The sequence below is a fragment of the Actinomycetota bacterium genome (assembly GCA_030776725.1).
Taxonomy (GTDB): Bacteria; Actinomycetota; Nitriliruptoria; order Nitriliruptorales; family JAHWKO01; genus JAHWKW01.
This window is the reverse complement of record JALYHG010000067.1, coordinates 1-18,449: the sequence shown is the minus strand read 5'-3', so window position 1 is coordinate 18,449 and position 18,449 is coordinate 1. Positions and strand designations below refer to the sequence as shown.

Annotated in this window: 21 protein-coding genes; 17 read left to right on the top strand and 4 right to left on the bottom strand. The window is 70.0% G+C overall.

Translation table 11 applies throughout. From position 1 onward, the window contains the following. From M3N57_03065 to M3N57_03040, 6 genes are all read left to right on the top strand, one after another. Positions 1 to 261, top strand: a 261-nt coding sequence (locus tag M3N57_03065; GenBank protein ID MDP9021679.1) for a hypothetical protein, incomplete at its 5' end; no start/stop codon positions are given. Beyond that, a complete protein-coding gene (locus tag M3N57_03060; GenBank protein MDP9021678.1) occupies positions 261 to 773 on the top strand; it encodes a MaoC family dehydratase in 513 nt (170 codons plus the stop codon). The genes M3N57_03065 and M3N57_03060, both read left to right, overlap by 1 nt. A 43-nt stretch (positions 774 to 816) precedes the next feature. Beyond that, positions 817 to 1,218 (top strand): CBS domain-containing protein, encoded by a 402-nt coding sequence (locus M3N57_03055; GenBank protein ID MDP9021677.1) that lies wholly within the window; start codon positions 817 to 819, stop codon positions 1,216 to 1,218. An 80-nt stretch (positions 1,219 to 1,298) separates the two neighbouring features. Next, positions 1,299 to 2,102 (top strand): N-formylglutamate amidohydrolase, encoded by an 804-nt coding sequence (locus M3N57_03050; GenBank protein MDP9021676.1) that lies wholly within the window; start codon positions 1,299 to 1,301, stop codon positions 2,100 to 2,102. After that, on the top strand, positions 2,099 to 3,964 hold the full coding sequence (locus M3N57_03045) for a DUF1704 domain-containing protein (protein MDP9021675.1): 1,866 nt from the start codon (positions 2,099 to 2,101) through the stop codon (positions 3,962 to 3,964). The genes M3N57_03050 and M3N57_03045 overlap by 4 nt, the downstream gene beginning before the upstream one ends. Next, positions 3,961 to 5,007: a glutathione synthetase gene (locus M3N57_03040; protein MDP9021674.1), complete on the top strand. Its 1,047-nt coding sequence runs from the start codon at positions 3,961 to 3,963 to the stop codon at positions 5,005 to 5,007. Before M3N57_03045 ends, M3N57_03040 begins: the two co-directional genes overlap by 4 nt. 20 nt (positions 5,008 to 5,027) lie before the next feature. Here the strand turns inward: M3N57_03040 and M3N57_03035 are convergent, their stop codons facing one another. Both M3N57_03035 and M3N57_03030 read right to left on the bottom strand, forming a co-directional pair. Next, positions 5,028 to 5,873 carry a methyltransferase domain-containing protein gene (locus tag M3N57_03035; protein ID MDP9021673.1) on the bottom strand — a complete coding sequence of 282 codons (846 nt, stop codon included), beginning with the start codon at positions 5,871 to 5,873 and terminating at the stop codon, positions 5,028 to 5,030. A 175-nt stretch (positions 5,874 to 6,048) separates the two neighbouring features. Then, a complete protein-coding gene (locus M3N57_03030; GenBank protein MDP9021672.1) occupies positions 6,049 to 6,252 on the bottom strand; it encodes a hypothetical protein in 204 nt (67 codons plus the stop codon). A 75-nt stretch (positions 6,253 to 6,327) separates the two neighbouring features. Here M3N57_03030 and serA point away from each other — a divergent pair, with 75 nt between their 5' ends. Further along, positions 6,328 to 7,911, top strand: coding sequence for a phosphoglycerate dehydrogenase (serA, locus tag M3N57_03025; GenBank protein ID MDP9021671.1), 1,584 nt, complete (start codon positions 6,328 to 6,330; stop codon positions 7,909 to 7,911). 16 nt (positions 7,912 to 7,927) lie between these two features. Here serA and M3N57_03020 read toward each other — a convergent pair whose 3' ends face one another. Continuing rightward, positions 7,928 to 8,680 carry a phosphatase gene (locus M3N57_03020; protein ID MDP9021670.1) on the bottom strand — a complete coding sequence of 251 codons (753 nt, stop codon included), beginning with the start codon at positions 8,678 to 8,680 and terminating at the stop codon, positions 7,928 to 7,930. Positions 8,681 to 8,785: 105 nt separating this feature from the next. Between M3N57_03020 and M3N57_03015 the strand changes: the two genes are divergently transcribed. After that, positions 8,786 to 9,304, top strand: coding sequence for a YbhB/YbcL family Raf kinase inhibitor-like protein (locus tag M3N57_03015; GenBank protein MDP9021669.1), 519 nt, complete (start codon positions 8,786 to 8,788; stop codon positions 9,302 to 9,304). Between the two features lie 63 nt (positions 9,305 to 9,367). On the opposite strand, the gene M3N57_03010 is transcribed toward M3N57_03015, so the two are convergent. Next, positions 9,368 to 10,066 carry a class I SAM-dependent methyltransferase gene (locus M3N57_03010; GenBank protein MDP9021668.1) on the bottom strand — a complete coding sequence of 233 codons (699 nt, stop codon included), beginning with the start codon at positions 10,064 to 10,066 and terminating at the stop codon, positions 9,368 to 9,370. A gap of 110 nt (positions 10,067 to 10,176) precedes the next feature. Here M3N57_03010 and M3N57_03005 point away from each other — a divergent pair, with 110 nt between their 5' ends. The 9 genes from M3N57_03005 to M3N57_02965 all read left to right on the top strand — a co-directional run bounded on the left by M3N57_03005 (position 10,177) and on the right by M3N57_02965 (position 18,380). Continuing rightward, positions 10,177 to 11,265: an alpha/beta hydrolase gene (locus M3N57_03005; protein ID MDP9021667.1), complete on the top strand. Its 1,089-nt coding sequence runs from the start codon at positions 10,177 to 10,179 to the stop codon at positions 11,263 to 11,265. A 77-nt stretch (positions 11,266 to 11,342) separates the two neighbouring features. Continuing rightward, entirely contained in the window at positions 11,343 to 12,149 is an 807-nt protein-coding gene (locus tag M3N57_03000; GenBank protein MDP9021666.1) for a class I SAM-dependent methyltransferase, read from the top strand. Between the two features lie 57 nt (positions 12,150 to 12,206). Then, positions 12,207 to 12,410: a dodecin family protein gene (locus M3N57_02995; protein MDP9021665.1), complete on the top strand. Its 204-nt coding sequence runs from the start codon at positions 12,207 to 12,209 to the stop codon at positions 12,408 to 12,410. 95 nt (positions 12,411 to 12,505) lie between these two features. Then, positions 12,506 to 13,813: an adenylosuccinate synthase gene (locus M3N57_02990; protein ID MDP9021664.1), complete on the top strand. Its 1,308-nt coding sequence runs from the start codon at positions 12,506 to 12,508 to the stop codon at positions 13,811 to 13,813. Next, positions 13,806 to 15,086, top strand: a complete 1,281-nt coding sequence (gene purD, locus M3N57_02985; protein ID MDP9021663.1) for a phosphoribosylamine--glycine ligase — start codon at positions 13,806 to 13,808, stop codon at positions 15,084 to 15,086. The genes M3N57_02990 and purD overlap by 8 nt, the downstream gene beginning before the upstream one ends. 109 nt (positions 15,087 to 15,195) lie before the next feature. After that, the gene (purE, locus tag M3N57_02980) at positions 15,196 to 15,675 is read left to right on the top strand and encodes a 5-(carboxyamino)imidazole ribonucleotide mutase (protein MDP9021662.1); all 480 of its coding nucleotides are present in this window, start codon (positions 15,196 to 15,198) and stop codon (positions 15,673 to 15,675) included. After that, the gene (locus tag M3N57_02975; GenBank protein MDP9021661.1) at positions 15,672 to 16,559 is read left to right on the top strand and encodes a phosphoribosylaminoimidazolesuccinocarboxamide synthase; all 888 of its coding nucleotides are present in this window, start codon (positions 15,672 to 15,674) and stop codon (positions 16,557 to 16,559) included. The genes purE and M3N57_02975 overlap by 4 nt, the downstream gene beginning before the upstream one ends. Positions 16,560 to 16,586: 27 nt before the next feature. After that, positions 16,587 to 17,447, top strand: coding sequence for an LppX_LprAFG lipoprotein (locus M3N57_02970; GenBank protein ID MDP9021660.1), 861 nt, complete (start codon positions 16,587 to 16,589; stop codon positions 17,445 to 17,447). 99 nt (positions 17,448 to 17,546) lie between these two features. Further along, on the top strand, positions 17,547 to 18,380 hold the full coding sequence (locus M3N57_02965) for a lipoate--protein ligase family protein (protein ID MDP9021659.1): 834 nt from the start codon (positions 17,547 to 17,549) through the stop codon (positions 18,378 to 18,380). The last annotated feature ends 69 nt before the right edge of the window (positions 18,381 to 18,449 follow it).

Sequence of the window (18,449 nt, the reverse complement as noted above, 5' to 3'; positions counted from 1 at the left end):
CAGGAGGTCTACGAGCGGGCGGAGGACATCGTCGCCGCCTACGCAGATGCCACCGGCCAACAGAAGCGGGGCGCGGTCATGTTCGGCGACGAGATGATCGACGAGGCATCGCGGAAGATGGCGGCGATGAACGCCGAGAAGGGACGGGCCCAGGGACTCGAGGCTCGCGAGGTCCCCGACGACGTGCCGTTCCACGAGCGGGCTGGGTGGCGGGCTCGGGCCTACGGGGAGGCTGCGGCGAGCCGGGCGGAGGCAGGCTGATGGGCGCAGAACGCGAGTTCGGCCGGTTCTTCGAGGACTTCGAGGTCGGTGCTGTCTACAAGCACTGGCCGGGGAAGACCATCACCGAGGCGGAGGACATCCTGTTCTGCGCCATGACCCAGAACCAGCACCCGCTGCACTCCGACCGCAACTACGCCGAGCACGGCACCCAGTTCGGCCGCAACGTGGTGGTCGGCAACTTCGTGTACTCGGTGGTGCTGGGCCAGAGCGTCCCCGACGTCTCCGGACGGGCGATCGCCAACCTGGAGGTGGAGAACCTCAAGCACGCCAACCCCACCTTCCACGGTGACACCGTCTACAGCGAGACGGAGGTCCTCGACAAGCGCGAGTCGCGTTCCAAGGACGACCGCGGCATCGTTCGGGTCCGCACGATCGGGTACAAGCAGGATGGCACGGTGGTCTGCGAGTTCGTCCGAGCGGTGATGGTGCCCAGGCGCGGCCACGGCTACGAAGGCCACCCGGGAAGACCCGAACCACAACGCGACCAGTAAGGTTGCCCTGCGGGCCGACGGGGGTACGAGGAGGCACGACGCCATGCTCGCCGACATCATGACCAGGGACGTGCTGACCACAACCGCGGATGTCAGCGTGGCCGATGCAGCGCGACTGATGACCGAGCGCAACGCCGGATCGGTCTGCGTGGTCGACCGTGCCGGCAACCTCGAGGGGATCATCACCGAGCGGGACGTGCTCCGGGCGGCCGCGACGGGAACCGACCTGAGCAAGGTCGCGATCCGCGACTGGATGACCGGGGACGTGATCACCGTCGGTCCCGACGAGATCCCGTCGGAGATCGCGCAGGTCATGCAGGAACGCGGCTTCCGTCACCTGCCGGTCGTCGACCGGGACTCTTTGGTGGGCATCGTGTCGATGCGTGACCTGTGGCACTTCACGTTCCTCCCGCAGGAGCCCGACGACATGACCCTGCGGCACTGACCGCCCGGACTCGGTCGGTCCGGTCGCACGCCGCCGCGCTGCGCTGACCACCGCCCACGGAAAGGAGGCCACCTCTGACGGTGCGGCCACCGTGGGAACGAGAGGGGGGCGACACCCCGATCGTGGCGACCGCGATCCACGCCGGTCACGACCTGCGCGACGAGGTCCGCGAGTTGATCGCGTTGGACGACGCCGTCCGCCTCCGCGAGGAGGATCCCTACACCGACTTCTGGACGCGCATCGTGGCGACCAGGATCGTGGTGAACCGGTCCCGTTTCGAGGTCGACCTCAACCGACCGCGCAGCGGCGCCGTCTACCGCTCCCCGGAGGACGCGTGGGGGCTGCAGCTCTGGCGCGAGCCACCGCCCGACCCGGTGGTCGACGGCTCGCTCGGGCTGTACGACGCGTTCTACGCCGAACTGGAGATGCTGCTGATGGCGCTCGAGCGTCGCTTCGGCGGGTTCGTGGTGTACGACCTGCACAGCTACAACCACCGACGCGGCGGGCCGGACGCCCTGCCAGCCGACCCGGCCGGCAACCCGGAGGTCAACCTCGGCACCGGGTGGCTGGACCGCCAGCGTTGGGCGGCGCTGGTCGATCGCTTCGTGGCGGACCTGCGCGCGGCCGGGATCGGCGACCACCAGCTCGACGTGCGCGAGAACGTGCGTTTCGAGGGTGGTCACCTGTCGCGGTGGGTCAGCGAGCGGTTCCCCGCGACGGGTTGCTGTTTAGCGATCGACGTCAAGAAGTTCTTCATGGACGAGCACACCGGCGAGGTCGACGAGGACACGTGGACGGGGCTGCGTACGGCGCTGGCCGTCACCGTGCCCGGGGTCTTGGAGGAGTTCAGCCTCGTCGGCGGCGTGGGAGGCGGCGGGCCGTGACCAACGCCGATCCGGACAGCGACATCGCCGGTCTGGTCGATGACGTCTGCGCTCGGCTGCGCGCGGGAAGGTTGGTTCGCCTCGACATCCCCGGCGGCCGGGTCCACATCGACCGCCCCCAGCCGTTCCTGGCCGTGCACCGCACCGATGGGGGCGGTGCGGCGGGTGTCGAGCGGCTGGTCCGCAGCCACGGGTCGTACCTGGTCGTGGCCGACGACCGCCTTGAGCTGGCCCGGACCCTGACCCGGGCCGTGGCCGGGGAGTTGACCGACCGGTTCGGGTCGGTGCTGGTGCTGGAAGCGTGGGGAGGTTCTGAACACGGCGAGACCACGTTCCGTGTCCACGCGCCGGCAGTCGACGTCCCGGCGGTCACCACACTGTGCGAGGGGCTGGAGCAGGTCCAGGTCGCCGGGATCACGCCACGGGTGGAGCGGTGGGAGGCACGCGCACCGACCCCCCCGACGCTGCAGCCGGTGCTCACCGCCGACGATGTGCGCCGCCTGGGGTGCCTGTTGGTCGGCGTGGAGATCCCGCCGGTCTTCCGCGATCCGGAGTCCGGCGCCGAGCTGCCGCTGGTTCTCCGCGACCTGCAGGGCCAGCTGACGCGGGTGGTGCACGACGCGTTGTTCGTCTTCACGCAGGTCCAGACCAGCTACCGCCCGCTGGACGCCCGAGCGTTGGGGCGACGGATGGTGCTGGGCGCCGCCCGCGAGGTCGACGAGGAGCTCGCCGCGATCGCGACGGCCATCGACTTCCTCCTCGCTGTCACACCGGTCAACGCCGACGAGGCCTGGACTGCCTTCCAGGACGCTGGCTTCGACGTCGAGCCGGTGTTCCGGTACCGCCCGTTGTCGGTCGATCCTGAGGTGCTCAAGCGCCGCCTGTACGCGGTCCGGGTGGAGGACGTCGAGGATCCGACGCTCGCGACGCTGTTCCGGGCCAAACGCCGTGAGGTCGACCGGCGGATCACCATGCTCGAGGACCGCGGTTCGCCGGCGTTCCTCTACGGCAGCCTGCAGCTGCACGGCGGGGTCGATGACGCCCTACGGTCGCTCGCCGACGCGGTGCTGGCCCGCATCGACCCGGCGGCGACCGACGCGGCCGCCGACGCGTCGGTCGACGCGCAGGCGTTCGCCGCGGCCGCACGAGCCGAGCTCGCCCACTACCGCCGCGACGCGCCCGACCTAGACGCGGTCGTCACCGTCCGCGACGACGTGTCGGGGGTCCTGGTGTCCGAGGGCGACCTCCTGGTCGGCCGCCACCGCCGGTTCGCCCGCTCCCGGGTCGAGCCGCTGATCCAGCACGAGATCGGGACGCACGTCGTGACCCACGTCAACGGTCGTGCGCAGCCGCTGCAGCTGCTGCGGGTCGGCCTGCCCGGGTACGAGGCGACCCAGGAGGGGCTGGCGGTCGTGGCCGAACACGCGGTCGGTGGCCTGACCCATGGCCGGTTGGCGCTCCTCGCCGGCCGGGTGATCGCCGTGGACACCGTCGCCAGGGGGGCGACGTTCGTGGAGACGTGGCGGCGGCTGCACCACACCCACGGCTTCACGGCCTCGGTGGCCTTCACGATCGCGATGCGCGTGCACCGTGCCGGCGGGTTGACGAAGGACACGATCTACCTGCGCGGCCTCGTCGATCTGCTCGCCCACCTCGCTGGCGGCGGGTCGTTGGAGGCTCTGCTGGTCGGGAAGCTGCCGTTGGAGGCGATCCCGGTGGTCGATGAGCTGCGTGCGCGGCAGGTGCTGCGGCCGCCGCGACTGCGCCCGCGGTGGTTGGACCGCGTGGAGGCAGCGCCGCGGCTGGATGAGCTCCGCGCCGGTCGGTCGCTGCTGGAGCTGGTGGAGAGGATCGCGGCGTGAAGCTCGGCCTCCTGGTCAACCGCATCCCGACCGAACTGGCGGACTACTCCACCACGCACCTGGCGATGGCGGCGACCGCGTTGGGTCACGAGGTGTGGTACATGGACACCGACGACCTGGCCTACGACCCCGACGAGTCGATCCGGGCACGGGCGCAGCGGACCCCCGAAGGGGCCACGGACGATTCGGCGGCGTTCCTGTCGGCGGTGCAGCGGGGGGAGACGGAGTCGCAGCGGATCGCGATCGAGGACCTCGACGTGCTGGTGCTGCGTAACGACCCGGCGGAGGATTTCCTGGAACGTCCCTGGGCCCGGTCGGTGGGGATCATCTTCGGAGAGCTGGCCGCCAACCGCGGTGTCATCGTCGTCAACGACCCGACGGGCTTGTCGAAGGCCCTCAACAAACTGTACTTCCAGCACTTCCCACCCGACATCCGGCCGCGCACGCTGGTGACCCGCGACCCGGAAGAGGTCCGCGCGTTCGTCGCATCCCACGATGGCCGGGCGGTGCTGAAACCGCTGCAGGGTTCGGGCGGCCACGGGGTGTTCATGATCCGCCCGGAGGACGCCGCGAACCTCAACCAGATGATCGACGCGGTTGCCCGCGACGGGTACATCGTCGTGCAGGAGTTCCTCCCCGCCGCCGAGGAAGGCGACGTACGGATCTTCCTGATGAACGGCCGGGTGATGGAGCACCAGGGGACCTACGCGGCCTTCCGGCGGGTTCGGACCTCGTCCGACTTCCGCAGCAACATCACGGTCGGCGGTCAGCCGGCCGCGGCCGAGGTCACCGACAAGATGCTCGAGGTCGCCGAGGCGGTTCGTCCCAAGCTCGTGGCCGACGGCATGTTCCTCGTCGGGCTCGATATCGCCGGCGAGAAGCTGATCGAGGTCAACGTCTTCAGTCCGGCAGGCTTCTACAGCATCCACCAGCTGACCGGGGTCAACTTCGCGACGGACGTGATCGACGCGCTCGAGAAGAAGGTCCGCCACCTGCAGACCTACAGCCAGCCGTTCACCAACGCTCAGATAGCGATGCTGTAGGAGATCCGAGACGTCCTTCCCTACGGCGTCCGTGCGACGGTGACCATCTCGAGCATGCAGAAGTAGAAGTCATCGCGGTCCAGGATGTACTCGTCGGCCTCCGGGTCGAAGGCATCGTGCCAGCGACGCAGTTCGTCGCTCGACAGGTACGGGGCCGCATTCCGCGCGTACCAATCTGCATTGCCCGCGATGTACCGCTTGGCCTCTGGCTGGAGTGGCGCCGTCTTCTGGATGGCGTACGTGCGGGTTGTCACGTCCTGGAGCCCTGCTCTGACGAACAGTCCGTGCAGCTTTCGACCGACGAAGTTGTCGAACGGGGGATCGCGCGGCTTCTCGGCAAGCGCCCGGGCTGCCGCTCGGAGCACGGTCAGCGACAGTTGCACATCCAAGGGATGGAAGATGATGACCGCGCCGTCGAAGTCTTTGGCGATGATCCGTCCATCGGGACGAGTGACGCGTTTGTGCTCGTTGAGGAGGGCGGCGGCATCAGAGACGTAGCAGAGGCAGTTGCCGAAGAAGACCGCGTCGAAGGTGTCGTCGGCGAAGGGGATGCGGTAGAAGTCCGCGATCACGAACTCCGTGACGTCCTCGACGTCGGCACAGGCGTTGTTCACCGCGTGGTGGATCAAGCCGGGCGACAGATCGGCGCCGATGACCTTGCCGTCCGGGGCGACCTGCTGTGCCAGCAGCTCCGTCCACAGTCCTGGTCCGCAGCCCAGGTCCAGGACCACACCGCCCGGCTCGACCTCGAGGTCCTCGACCATCTGTCGCCGTTCGAGCTCCTTCGTGCGGTGATGGTCCACCAGCCAGTCGACCGCGGTGAGCTGCAGCCCCTGGTCGCCCTGGAACGAGTCTGCTGCTGCCATGAGCTCCCTCTTCCCTGCGCCCCTCGCTGCCACCCTATGCGTGTTGAGGTCGCACAACCGCCTCCGTCCTGACGAGTCCCTCCCCGGAGGCGTCACCACAACACAACGGGCGTCGGTTCGGGCGACGGTGTGGAGCTGGCGTCTCGAGCAGACATCCTGGGAGGAGCGCGCTCGATCACATCTCCACGTGGGCGGTCATACGCGGGCGGACGGTGAGCGCGTAGATCAGGGTCCCCACCGGCGGGAGCATCACCTGTACCGCGACCCATAGCCACTTGCGGTGGCCCACCATCCGGAAACGGTCCCGGGATTGCGCGGCTGCGTCGACGACGCCGGTCAGGACGAGGATCGCCCCGAACAGCCACAACGTCGCGTCCACGACCCTCCACCGGTTCGGCCGGGGCGAGGCTACCGTCGGTAGCATGCCCGGCCGGCCGCGTGCGGAAGCAGTCCCTTGAAGATCCTGGTCGCCGACCAACTCGCCGAGTCCGGCGTCGCCGCGCTCGCCATCGACCACGACGTCGACGTCAAGACCGGCCTGTCCAAGCAGGACCTGGTGTCGGTCATCCCCGGTTACGACGCGGTCGTGGTCCGCTCCGCCACCACCATCGACGCGGACGTGATCGCGGCCGGCGCCAACCTGAAGGTGATCGCCCGCGCCGGGATCGGCCTCGACAACGTCGACGTGGCCGCCGCCACCCGCGCGGGGATCGTGGTGTGCAACGCCCCGCAGTCCAACATCGTCTCCGCGGCCGAGCACACCGTCGGGATGCTGTTGGCGCTGGCGCGGAACATCCCGCAGGCCGACGCGGCGTTGCGTGCGGGACGCTGGGAGCGGGCCCGCTGGAGCGGGACCGAGCTGCACGGCAAGACGCTGGGTGTGGTCGGGTTGGGTCGCATCGGGGTGCTGGTCGCCCAGCGCTGCAACGCGTTCGGGATGAGACTGACCGCCTACGACCCCTACATCTCGGTCGACCGTGCCGCGCGGATGGGCGTGGAGCTGATCGACGACCTCGACGAGCTGCTGCGCCGCGTCGACTTCGTCAGCGTCCACCTGCCCAGGACCTCCGAGACGGTCGGTCTGATCGGCGCGGAGCGGTTGCGGCTGATGAAGCCCACCGCCCGGCTGGTCAACGTCGCCCGGGGCGGGATCGTCGACGAGGACGCCCTGTACGAGGCGCTCCGCGACGGGATCGTCGCCGGCGCTGCCCTCGACGTGTTCGCCGAGGAACCGACCACGTCCAGCCCGCTGTTCCAGAGCGACAACGTCGTGGTCACCCCCCACCTGGGCGCATCCACACGCGAAGCGCAGGACAAGGCCGGGGTGCAGGTCGCCGAGGCGGTGAACCTGGCGCTGTCCGGCGAGTTCGTCCCCACCGCGGTCAACGTTCAGGGCGGCGCCGTGGACGAGGCGGTCCGTCCCTTCCTCGAGGTCGGCGAGAAGCTCGGCCGGCTGTTCACCGTCCTGGCTGAGGGTGGCTTCGGCGGCGAGGTCACGATCGAGTACATCGGCGAGCTCGCCGGCGCCGACACCCGCGTGCTCGGATTGGCGGTACTCAACGGGTTGCTCCGCGACGTCGTCCACGAGCCAGTCACGTTCGTCAACGCCCCGCTCTTGGCTGAGGAGCGCGGCATCCAGCTGCGCGAGGTCAGCGACGCCCACTCCAAGGAGTTCATCTCCCTGGTGCGCGTGCACGGCCCCGACCGCGACGGCAACCGGGTACGCGTCTCGGGCACGGCGCTGCAGCCCAGCGGCCGCGAACGCCTGGTCGAGGTGTGGGGTGTCCCCGTCGACATCGAGCCGACGCGCTACATGGCCTTCTTCCGCTACGAGGACCGGCCAGGCATCATCGGGGCGGTCGGGACGATCCTCGGCGACGGCGACGTCAACATCGCCAACATGCAGGTCGGGCGGCGCGCCGCCGGGGGAGAGGCGATCATGGTCCTGTCGCTCGATCAGCCGGTCGAGCGCGACGTCGTGGACCGCATCACCGCCGAGATCGGTGCGTTCGAGGCTCGCGCGATCACCCTCGACTGACGCCCGCCCGGCGACGTCAGTCCAGGCCGTCGAGGAGCGCTCGCGTCACCGGCCGGAAGTGGCGGGGCGCGAGGTTGTCGTCGATCGGAAGCACCGCGTCGGTCATGCCACGGACCTGAGCGACCATGAGGGCGGGGTCGTTGACGTCCGCGATCGACAGTGTCTCGATCCCCCGTTCGATCGCAGCGCCTGCCCAGCCGTGGTCGGCGATCACCAGGTCCGGTTCGATCGGGTCGAGCGCGTCCAGGCACGCCTCCATCAACCCGCTGCGGTGGGTGTGGTACAGCTCCCCGCCCGACCACGCGACGGCGACCGCGTCGAGGTAGCGCACGCCGAGCTTGTGGTCACCTTGCTCCATCAGGTCGCGGACGTCGTCGAGGGGGGTCAGCAGCTCGCAACCCGCCGAGTCCAGCGCCCGCGCGACCGCCCCGTAGTGGGCCAGCAGGCCGGTGGGGTGGCCGGTGGCGACCAGGACCTGCGCTCCGCCGTCCGCTGCCGCCGCCAGGGAGCTGCGGTGGCGCTCGATCGCCGCGATCGTCGTGTGCGGCTCGATGCGCCCCGGACCGTCCTCGGGCAACCGGCGCGGATCGGCCCCACAGATCGCCGTCACCGCAGCCACCGCCTCCTCGGCTGACACGTCGAACGAGAACCCGAACGTGTAATCGATGTGGCCGTCGGCGAGCTTCTGGGCGTTTCCCAGCGTGCTGGACGGGGGCGTGGCGACGTCCCCGGTGAGACGGCTCGCGACCAGCGCGGCAGTCATGTCCATGTCGCGGGCGACCGTAGCTGCGCTGTCCGAACGTCGGCGCGGCCAGGCGTCCAGGTGCAAGGATGTGCCCCGACATCGCTGCCGAAGACGCTCGCAGGGGGAGAAATGGCTGTCGTTGCCCCGTCCGATGCCGCCGCCGACGCGCCGGAGGACATCACCGTCATCAGCTCCGAGTTCGACGACGGCGAGATCATCACGGCGCAGTACACCTGTGACGGTCGCGACGTGTCCCCGCCCCTGACGTGGGAGGACGTCCCTGACGGCACCGCCGAGCTGGTGGTGACGGTCGAGGACCCCGATGCGCCCGATGAGACGTTCGTGCACTGGATGGTGGCCGGCATCGAACCCACCTCACCGGGGATCCTCGAGGGCGGCTTGCCGGAGGGCGCCACGGTGGGCCTGAACGACTTCGGAGAGAGCACCTACAAGGGCCCATGCCCCCCGCACGACCACGGGCCGCACCGGTACGTCTTCACGGTCATGGCGCTCCGCGAGGGCACCCGGCTGCAGCCGCGGTTCACCGCCGAGAAGCTCTACGACCAGCTCGAGGACAACGTCCTGGCCAAGGGCGTGCTGATCGGTCGCTACGGACGCACCCCCCGCCCGCCGGTGAAGAGCGGGTAACCAGCACCGTCGCCCGGCCTCGACCCGGGCTGACCGCGGCTGCGAACGCCCCGACTGCCCAGGTCAGCGCATGCGCCCGATCGCCAGCAGACTCTGGCCGAACGGCACCCGCAGGAACCGCTCGACGAGGCGGCTGGCGGGGACGGTCACCGATTCGGAGATCCTCACGACGGCCGGGTCCAGCCGCGGGCGCCTCATCAGCCGCGATGCGACCAGCCAGTTCAAGGCTCCAAGCACGTTGAAGTAGCGCAGCTCCTCCACCGCGAAGCCGGCGCCCTGGAACAGCCTGACGATGCCGTCCTCGGTGTAACGGCGGTGGTGGCCGTAGCGAGCATCCAGCGAGCCGCTCAGTCGCGGGTGCGCCGGGACCAGCACACAGACGTGGCCGCCGATCCGCAGCATCCGGCCGGTCGCGCGGATGGCGGCCATGTCGTCAGCCCACAGCGGGAGCACATCGATCATCATCGCCGTGTCGAACTGGGCGTTCGCGAAGATCGTGTACTGCTCGAGGGGCCTCTGGGTCACCTCGACGTTGTCCAGGCCCAGGTCGGCGATGGCAGCGCACATCGCCGGATCCGCCTCGAGCGCGACCACCTCCGGGACGCGGCGGGCGATCCACCGGGTGTAGTTCCCGATGCCGGCGCCAACGTCGATGACCCGCCCTCGCAGCACCGAGCCGAACGCGTCGACGACCCACCGCTGGTAGCTCACGGCATCGCGGAGCAGTTCCAGGTCGTACCGCTCGATCTCGTCGTGTGCCATGACCTCCCCCCAGCCGGACCCTACCGGGGCCGGCGTCGCGGCGGGCCGGCGGGGACGCTCGGGGCCGCCCCGCGGCGACCGACACGGAGGTCGGCAGGGACACTGTGACCGTGAACCGGTGGCGGTGGGTGATGCGGATGGCGGCGGTGCTGGCCGCAGCCGTCGTCGTCACCGTGTTCGTGCAGCCGGTGCGGGTGCGCCTGGTCGCAGCGGTGACGGTGGCCGAGGCGTTGGACGTGCCGGTGGCCCGGCCGTTCGCCGTCTCGGTCGAGCGGCGGTCGGCCGTCGTCGGTGGTGTCTCGGGTGACCTCTACCACCCCGGGACATCGGCCCCAGGCGTGGTCCTGGTGCCCGGCGCGACACCGGCCGGGGTCGATGACGCCCGTGTCGTTCGACTGGCTTGGGCGTTGGCCCGTTCCGACCGGGCGGTGTTCGTCCCGGCCCTGGCCCTGTACGGGCAGGAGCTCCGCCCCGACGATGTCGACCGCATCGTGCTGGCGGCCGCTGCCCTCTCCGGGGATGACCGCGGCCCGGTCTCGCTCGTCGGGATCTCGTTCGGAGGTTCCCTGTGTCTCCTCGCCGCAGCCGACGCGCGCCTCGACGGCCGTCTGGCCCAGGTCGCCACCTTCGGCGCCTACTTCGACCTGATCGGGGTGGTCCAGGCTGCTACCACCGGGGTGTCGCTGGTCGGCGGCGACCGGATCGCCTGGGACGCCGATCCTCGTGCGTACGACATCGTCCGCGACCGCCTCATCCAGCTGTTGCCTCCGGCCCAGCAGCGGCCGGCGCGACGTGCCTTGGCCGGCGACGTCAACCCGGACCAGCTCACCCCGTCTGCGCTGGCCGTGTACCGGATCCTGACCAACGAGGACCCGGCGCGGACCCGGCCGCTCGCCGCGGAGCTTCCCGCGACCATCCGTCACCGCATCGCCGAGGTATCGCCGTCGTCGGTCGCGGAACGTCTCGACGTGTCGATCGTGGCTCTGCACGCCACCGACGATCCAGTGGTCCCCTTCGGGGAACTCCTGCGGCTCGGCGCCGCTGTCCCCCGAGCGGAGCTGATCACCGTCGACAGCTTCGATCACGTCGACATCGACCTGGCTTCGCCCGGTGGGTGGTTCGCCGCCGTCGACGACCTGTGGAACTCGTGGCGGTTCGCCACCGCCATACTCAACAGCCAGGAGGGCTGGTGGCCATGACACGGCAGCGCCGACCGGCCGCACCCACCGCGTCGCGGTGGGCAGCGGCGCGAGCCCAGGCTGGTTGACTGACCCGCGTGCAGGGATACGACGCTTCGACGTACGGCGAACGCTGGGCCGCCAACTACGACCAGTGGACGGTCACGAGCGGCATCGCGGCGACCACTGCGGCGGCCGTCGCCGGCCTCACCCAACTCCTGGACGACATCGGACATCCCTCGGGTCCCGCGCTCGAGCTCGGCATCGGGACCGGTCGGGTCGCACTGCCGCTGGCTGACCGTGGCGTGGCCATCCACGGGATCGACTCCTCACCCGCGATGGTGGAGCGGTTGCGGGCCAAGCCCGGCGGCCAGGACATCCCCGTCACGGTCGGCGACTTCGCCGATGTGGCGGTGGACGCCACGTTCCCGCTGGTCTTCGCGGTGTTCAACACCTTCTTCGCGTTGCATGATCAGGGATCACAGGTCCGCTGTTTCGCTGCCGTCGCCGAGCACCTGACACCCGGGGGACTGTTCGTGCTCGAGACGTTCGTCCCCGACCCGGCACGTTTCAACGATGGGCAGCGAGTGGCGGTCGGTGATCTCGACGTCGACAGCGCGGCGCTGGAGGTGTCGCTGCACGACCCGGTCCGCCAGCAGGTGCGGTCCCACCACCTGCACCTCAGCGCCGAGGGGGTGCGGGTCTTGCCGGCGGTGATCCGGTACGCGTGGCCGAGCGAGCTCGACCTCATGGCGCAGCTGGCCGGGCTGCAGCTCCGTCACCGCTGGGGGAGCTGGAGCCGGGCGGCGATCACCGCCGCGAGTCGCGTCCAGATCGCCGTGTACGACAAGCCGCGATCGGCGAACGCCAACAGCCGCCACCCGGATCCCGACTCGGCGTGGTGATCGTCACCTGCCCGTGCCACTACGCTCGCGCACCCGGGGCTCGGTGAGGAGCATCGCATGGCGGTCATCAAGACGATCGATCTGGTCGGCGTCTCGGCGGATTCCTGGCGCGACGCCGCGCATCAGGCGCTCGACGAGGCCAACCGCACCCTCCGCCACATCGAAGGGTTCGACGTCCTGGAGACCTCCGCGGTCGTGCGCGACGGTCAGATCGCTGAGTACCACACCCACGTGCGGATCAAGTTCCGCATCCAGCGCTAGGCGACATGCACCGGCACGGACGCGCGCCGACCCGGTCACCCGCCGGCGCAGCCGTAACGCCGTAGGCTCGTCCCGCCCGCTCCAGAAGGATCCACGTGCCCGCCACGATCATCGTCGGTGCTCAGTGGGGCGACGAGGGGAAAGGCAAGGCCACCGATCTCCTGGCCGACCGGACCGACTTCGTCGTGCGATACCAGGGGGGGAACAACGCCGGCCACACCGTGGTCGTCGACGACACCGTGCTGAAGCTCCACCTGATCCCGTCGGGGGTGCTCTACCCACACGTCACCCCGGTGATCGGTGACGGGGTCGTGGTCGACCCCGCCGTCCTGATCGAGGAGCTCGACGAGCTGGACGCGCGCGGTCTGGAGGCAGGCCAGCGGCTGAAGGTCTCTGGTAACGCCCACCTGATCATGCCCTACCACCGCGAGCTCGACCTGCTGATCGAGCGACGACTGGGGAAGGCCAAGCTGGGCACGACCCGCCGTGGCATCGGACCGGCGTACGCCGACAAGGCGTCGCGCGTGGGTTTGCGCTTCCAGGATCTGTTCGACGAGAACATCTTCCGCCAGAAGCTCGATGCCGCCCTCGAGCTGAAGAACCAGATCCTGGCCAAGGTCTACAACCGCCTGCCGATGAACGCCGACGAGATCGCTGAGGAGTACCTGGCCTACGCCGACCGCCTCAAACCCCAGCTCACCGATTCTGTGGCGTTGCTGCACGCGGCGTTGGAGGCCGGCAGGCACGTCATCCTGGAGGGGGCCCAGGGGACGCTCCTGGACCTCGACCACGGCACCTACCCGTTCGTCACCTCGTCGAACCCGGTCGCTGGGGGGGCCCTGACCGGTGCGGGCTTCGGACCGCGGCACATCGACCGGGTGATCGGCATCGCCAAGGCGTACGTTACTCGGGTGGGGACCGGCCCGTTCCCCACCGAGCTGACCGACACGACCGGTGAACGCCTGGTCGAGGTCGGCGGGGAGTACGGCACCACGACCGGGCGGCGTCGTCGCGCCGGGTGGTTCGATGCGGTGCTCGCCCGTTACGCAGCGCGCGTCAACGGGCTGACCGACCTGTTCCTCACCAAACTGGACGTCCTCAGCGAGTTCGACACGCTCCGGGTCGCGACCAGTTACCGCTACCAGGCGACCGAGTACCGCGACTTCCCCCCGCACCAGTCGATCTTCCACCACGCCGAGCCGGTCTACGAGGATCTACCGGGCTGGCGCGCCGACCTGACCAGCTGCCAGACCTGGGACGACCTGCCGGGCGCCGCCCGCGACTACGTCGATCTCGTCGAGGAGCAGGCCGGCGTCCCGGTCACGTGGGTGTCCGTGGGACCCGCCCGCCGCCAGACGCTGCTGCGGCGGGACCCGTCCGCGGTCGGGGAGAGGCGTGGCTGACCGGGTGCTGGTGATCGGGTCGGGTGCTCGCGAGCACGCCCTGGCCTGGCGGCTGGCCGGCTCACCGTCGGTCGCCGCGGTCGAGGCCGCACCCGGCAACCCCGGGATCGAGGAGCTCGGTGCCTGCCACGCCGTCGACCCGCTCCAACCGCTCGCGGTCGCCAGCCTCGCCGAGGAGCGCGCCGTGGACCTGGTCGTGGTCGGCCCGGAAGCGCCGCTCGTCGCCGGCGTCGCGGACGAGTTGCGCCGGCGTGACATCCCCGTGTTCGGCCCGTCCGCCGCCGCGGCGCGGATCGAAGGTTCCAAGTCGTTCGCGAAGGACGTGATGCAGCGCGCCAGCGTCCCAACCGCCAGGTACGGGGCGTTCACCGACGCCCGCGCCGCCGTTGAAGCGCTCGACCGCTACGACCCGCCCTTCGTGGTGAAGGCCGACGGGTTGGCGGCCGGGAAGGGGGTGGTGATCACCGAGACGCGGAGCGGGGCTGTCAACGCCATCGAGGACGTGCTGGTCCGCCAGGTGTTCGGCGAGGCCGGCAACCGTGTGGTGATCGAGGAGTTCCTGGACGGGCCAGAGGTGTCGGTGTTCGCCGTGTGCGACGGGGACGACGTCGTGCTGCTCCCGCCCAGCCAGGACTTCAAGCGGGCCAACGACGGTGACGAGGGACCCAACACCGGGGGCATGGGCGCCTACACGCCTGTGCCGATCTTCGACCTCGACGACGCCAAGGGGCTGACCGAGACCGTGTTCCGCCCGGTGCTGCGCGAGCTGAAGAGCCGAGGCTGCCCGTACCGGGGTCTGCTGTACGCCGGGCTGGTGCGCACCGACGAGGGGCCCCAGGTGCTGGAGTTCAACTGCCGTTTCGGCGACCCCGAGACCCAGGTGGTGCTCCCCCGGATCGTCAGCGACTTCAACGAGTTCCTCGCCGCGGCGGCGGATCCGCGGCGCGGAGTGGCGAGCATGGACGTCGAGCTGTCCAACGACGCCCACGTCACGGTGGTGCTGGCAAGCGGCGGGTACCCCGGCCGGTACGACGTCGGTTTCCCGATCGCCGGGCTCGGTGAGGTCGCGGCGCAGCACCCGGATGTGGTCGTGTTCCACGCTGGGACCCGACGCGTTGACGGCCAGCTGGTCACCGCAGGAGGGCGGGTGCTGTCCGTTACCGGGCGGGGCGCCGACGTCGCCGCCGCGCGGGCTGCCGCCTACGCTGCCGCGGATCGCATCGCGTGGGATGGCTTGCGTCGCCGTGACGACATCGCGGCCGGCGTGCGGTAACGGCGACAACGAGCTGCGACCGCTGGTGTGCGTGGCCCGCGGGACGCGACCGCGCGTGGACGTCGAACGTGAGGAGGTCAAGGTGGGAACCGCCCTGGTTGGGATCGTGATGGGGTCGCAGTCCGACATGGATGTCATGCGTCGGGCAGGCGACGCGCTAGAGGAGTTCGACGTGGCCTACACCATCCAGGTCACGTCCGCGCACCGCAACCCCGACGAGGTCAGCGCCTGGGCCAAGGAGGCCGTGGACGCCGGGTACCGGGTGCTGATCGCCGGGGCGGGGCGCGCTGCGCACCTGCCGGGGGTCGTCGCGGCCCACACGCCGCTGCCGGTGATCGGCGTCCCGATCCTGTCCGCGCACCTGGGCGGCGCCGACAGCCTGTACTCGATCGTGCAGATGCCTCCCGGCGTGCCCGTGGCCACGGTCGGCTTGGACGCCGCCCGCAACGCCGGGCTGCTGGCCGTCCAGATCCTCGCCACCGGCGACGAGACACTCCGCGACCGGTTCGTCGCGTACAAGCGGCGTCTGGCGGAGGAGTCGCGGCGCCCCAGGCAGGGTGTCGGGTTCACGGCGGGGGGTGGGCGGTGAGCCTCGAGGGGCTCGCACACCTGCGCTCGGGGAAGGTCCGCGACCTGTACGCGGTCGGTGAGGACCGTCTCCTTCTCGTCGCCTCCGACCGGGTGTCCACGTTCGACTGCGTCCACCCCACACCGATCCCCGACAAGGGCAAGGTGCTGACCGGGCTGTCACAGTTCTGGTTCGACCGCACCCGCGACATGGTCGGCAACCACCTGGTCTCCACATCGGTCGACGACTTCCCGCCACAGACGCAGGCACACGCCGACGCGCTCAGGGGCCGCACCATGCTGGTGCGACGCACCGAGGTGATCCCGTTCGAGTGCGTCGCTCGGGGCTACCTCACCGGATCGGGGCTGAAGGAGTACACCGCCTCCGGCCGGGTGTGCGGCATCCCTCTGCCCCAGGGGCTCGGTGAGGCATCTGAGCTGCCCGAGCCGATCTTCACGCCGGCGACCAAGGTCGAAGACGGCCACGACCAGAACGTGACCTTCGAGTACATGGCCGGTGAGCTCGGCACTGCGCTCGCCGGCGAGCTGCGTGAGCTGACGTTGGGCCTGTACCGGTTCGGCCGGGATCTGGCGCTCGAGCGGGGCATCATCCTGGCAGACACCAAGTACGAGTTCGGACTGGCAGACGGCCAGTTGATCCTGATCGACGAGGTGATGACGCCCGACTCGTCGCGCTACTGGCCAGCGGAGGGCTACACCCCCGGCACACCACAGCCGTCGTTCGACAAGCAGTACGTCCGCGACTACGCCGCCTCGACCGGGTGGGACAAGACCCCGCCCGCGCCCGAGCTCCCCGATGAGGTCGTGGCACGCACGCGTGAGAAGTACGTCGAGGCCTACGAACGCATCACGGGCGGAACGTTCGACGAGTGGCTACGACGCTAGCGCCCACCGGAACGGACAGGAAACCTCATGCCAACGCCACATCGGTTCGCGGTCGTCCTCGCCGCGCTCGCCGCCGTCACCGCGGCTTGTGGCCGCAGCGACGGCGGGAACCCGGCCGCGCTGATCGCCGCGGTTCCCGATCGCGTCGCGGACGCCGGCAGTGCCCGCTTCACCATGGAGATGACGATGCGGTCGCAGGATCTGCCCGGAGGCTCGGCGACGATCACCGGGGACGGCCAGGGCCGGTTCGATCGCCAGCTGATGCAGATGACGATGGATATGGGTGACGTGTTGCAAGGCATGCCGGGAGCTGCGGACAACGGCTCGGTCGAGATGATCCTCGACGGCGACATGATGTACATGCGGATGCCGTTCCTCGAGCCGATGCTGCCCGCCGGCAAGCGTTGGGTCGCCATGGACCTCGAAACGGTCGGTAAGCAAGCGGGCGTCGATCTGCGCGCCCTGATGCAGGCGAGCCAGAACAACGACCCGAGCTCGACCCTGGAGATGCTCCGTGGCGTCTCAGAGGGCGACGTCGAGGTCGTGGGGCAGGACAACGTCCGTGGCGTGTCGACGACCCACTACCGCGCCACGATCGATCTGGAAAAGGCGCTTGCGGCGGCGCCCGAGGACGGTGCCGATCAGATCCGCGCACTGGTGCAGCAGGCCGGGGTCCCCAACCGTCTGCCCGTCGAGGTGTGGATCGATGACGATGGCCTGTTGCGCCGCTACGTCCAGACGATCGAGATGACGGTCGAGGGAACGGACCAGCCGATCGGCCAGAGCCTCACGATGGAGATGTTCGACTACGGCGTCCAGGTCGACGTCGAGCGTCCGCCGGCCGAACAGACCATCGACGTGCGTGAGTTGACCCGCCCCGCAGCCTGACGTCGCCGGCCGGACCGCCTTCGAAGTCGACGCGCGCGGCCATCGGCGCAGGATGTCGACCGTGGACCGCGACCAGCGGCGACGCTACGGTCGCCTGACGTGAGCGGTTCAGAGCCTGATCGCCTATCGGCTCGGTCGGGCCAGGCGTTGCCGACGCGTCGGCGCGTCCAACTGGTCGGTGGCACCTACGAGCCGTGGCCCAGCTACGACACCGCGTTGACGCGGGCGCTGCTCCTGCGGGTGTCATCGGGGGACGCGCCAGAGACCATGCGCCTGTACCAGCCACGCGCCACCGTCTGGTTCTCCCGACAGGACAGGCAGCGTCCCGGGTTCGCATCTGCAGCTCTGCGTGCGCGGGCGGCCGGTTTCGCGGTTGGGGAGCGCTTGGCGGGTACCGCCACCGTCTCGGTGCACGACGGGTGCGTGATGTTCGACCACTGCGTCCCCGACCAAGAACCGCAGCGCCATGAGACGCAACGGTTCGTGGAGAGTTCAGCGATCGTGGCTGCGTGTCTCCGCGGCATCGGTATCGACGCCAGGATCGGGGAGGTCGAAGGTGAACCGAGCCCGGGGCCCTACAGCGTGAACGCCCGCGGCGCGGTGAAGTTGGCGGCGCTCGCGTACCGGTCGGTGGCGGGTGCGTCGCTGATAAGCGGCATCCTGTTCGTGCGGAGCAGCGAGCAGCTGCGGGACGTGTTGATCGACGTCAACGACGCCTTGGGGATCGACTGGGATCCGCGGACGCTCGGGGGCATCGAGGACGAGATCGGCGAAGCTGACACCGCCGCCGTCGGTGACGCGCTGGTGGAGGAGATCCAGAGTCGGCTGGATGCGGTCGAGGGCAGCTTCGAGGAGGGGAGCCTGGCGCTCGCCGTTGCCCTCGAGCCGGAACATGTCGACCCGGACGGCGCAGGCGAGGCGGGGCGCATGTAGCAGCTCTCCGAGCAGCCTCTCCTCGTCCTCGAGCGTCGCCGGCCGCCCGGCGCGGTGCCGGCCTACCGT

What these genes read in the sequence shown, in the direction of transcription:
- M3N57_03020 (MDP9021670.1), bottom strand. Translation starts at nt 8,680, where the DNA reads ATGGACATGACTGCCGCGCTGGTCGCGAGCCGTCTCACCGGGGACGTC.
- M3N57_03015 (MDP9021669.1), top strand. Translation starts at nt 8,786, where the DNA reads ATGGCTGTCGTTGCCCCGTCCGATGCCGCCGCCGACGCGCCGGAGGAC.
- M3N57_02970 (MDP9021660.1), top strand. Translation starts at nt 16,587, where the DNA reads ATGCCAACGCCACATCGGTTCGCGGTCGTCCTCGCCGCGCTCGCCGCC.
- M3N57_03035 (MDP9021673.1), bottom strand. Translation starts at nt 5,873, where the DNA reads ATGGCAGCAGCAGACTCGTTCCAGGGCGACCAGGGGCTGCAGCTCACC.
- M3N57_02995 (MDP9021665.1), top strand. Translation starts at nt 12,207, where the DNA reads ATGGCGGTCATCAAGACGATCGATCTGGTCGGCGTCTCGGCGGATTCC.
- purE (MDP9021662.1), top strand. Translation starts at nt 15,196, where the DNA reads ATGGGGTCGCAGTCCGACATGGATGTCATGCGTCGGGCAGGCGACGCG.
- M3N57_03060 (MDP9021678.1), top strand. Translation starts at nt 261, where the DNA reads ATGGGCGCAGAACGCGAGTTCGGCCGGTTCTTCGAGGACTTCGAGGTC.
- M3N57_03055 (MDP9021677.1), top strand. Translation starts at nt 817, where the DNA reads ATGCTCGCCGACATCATGACCAGGGACGTGCTGACCACAACCGCGGAT.
- M3N57_03010 (MDP9021668.1), bottom strand. Translation starts at nt 10,066, where the DNA reads ATGGCACACGACGAGATCGAGCGGTACGACCTGGAACTGCTCCGCGAT.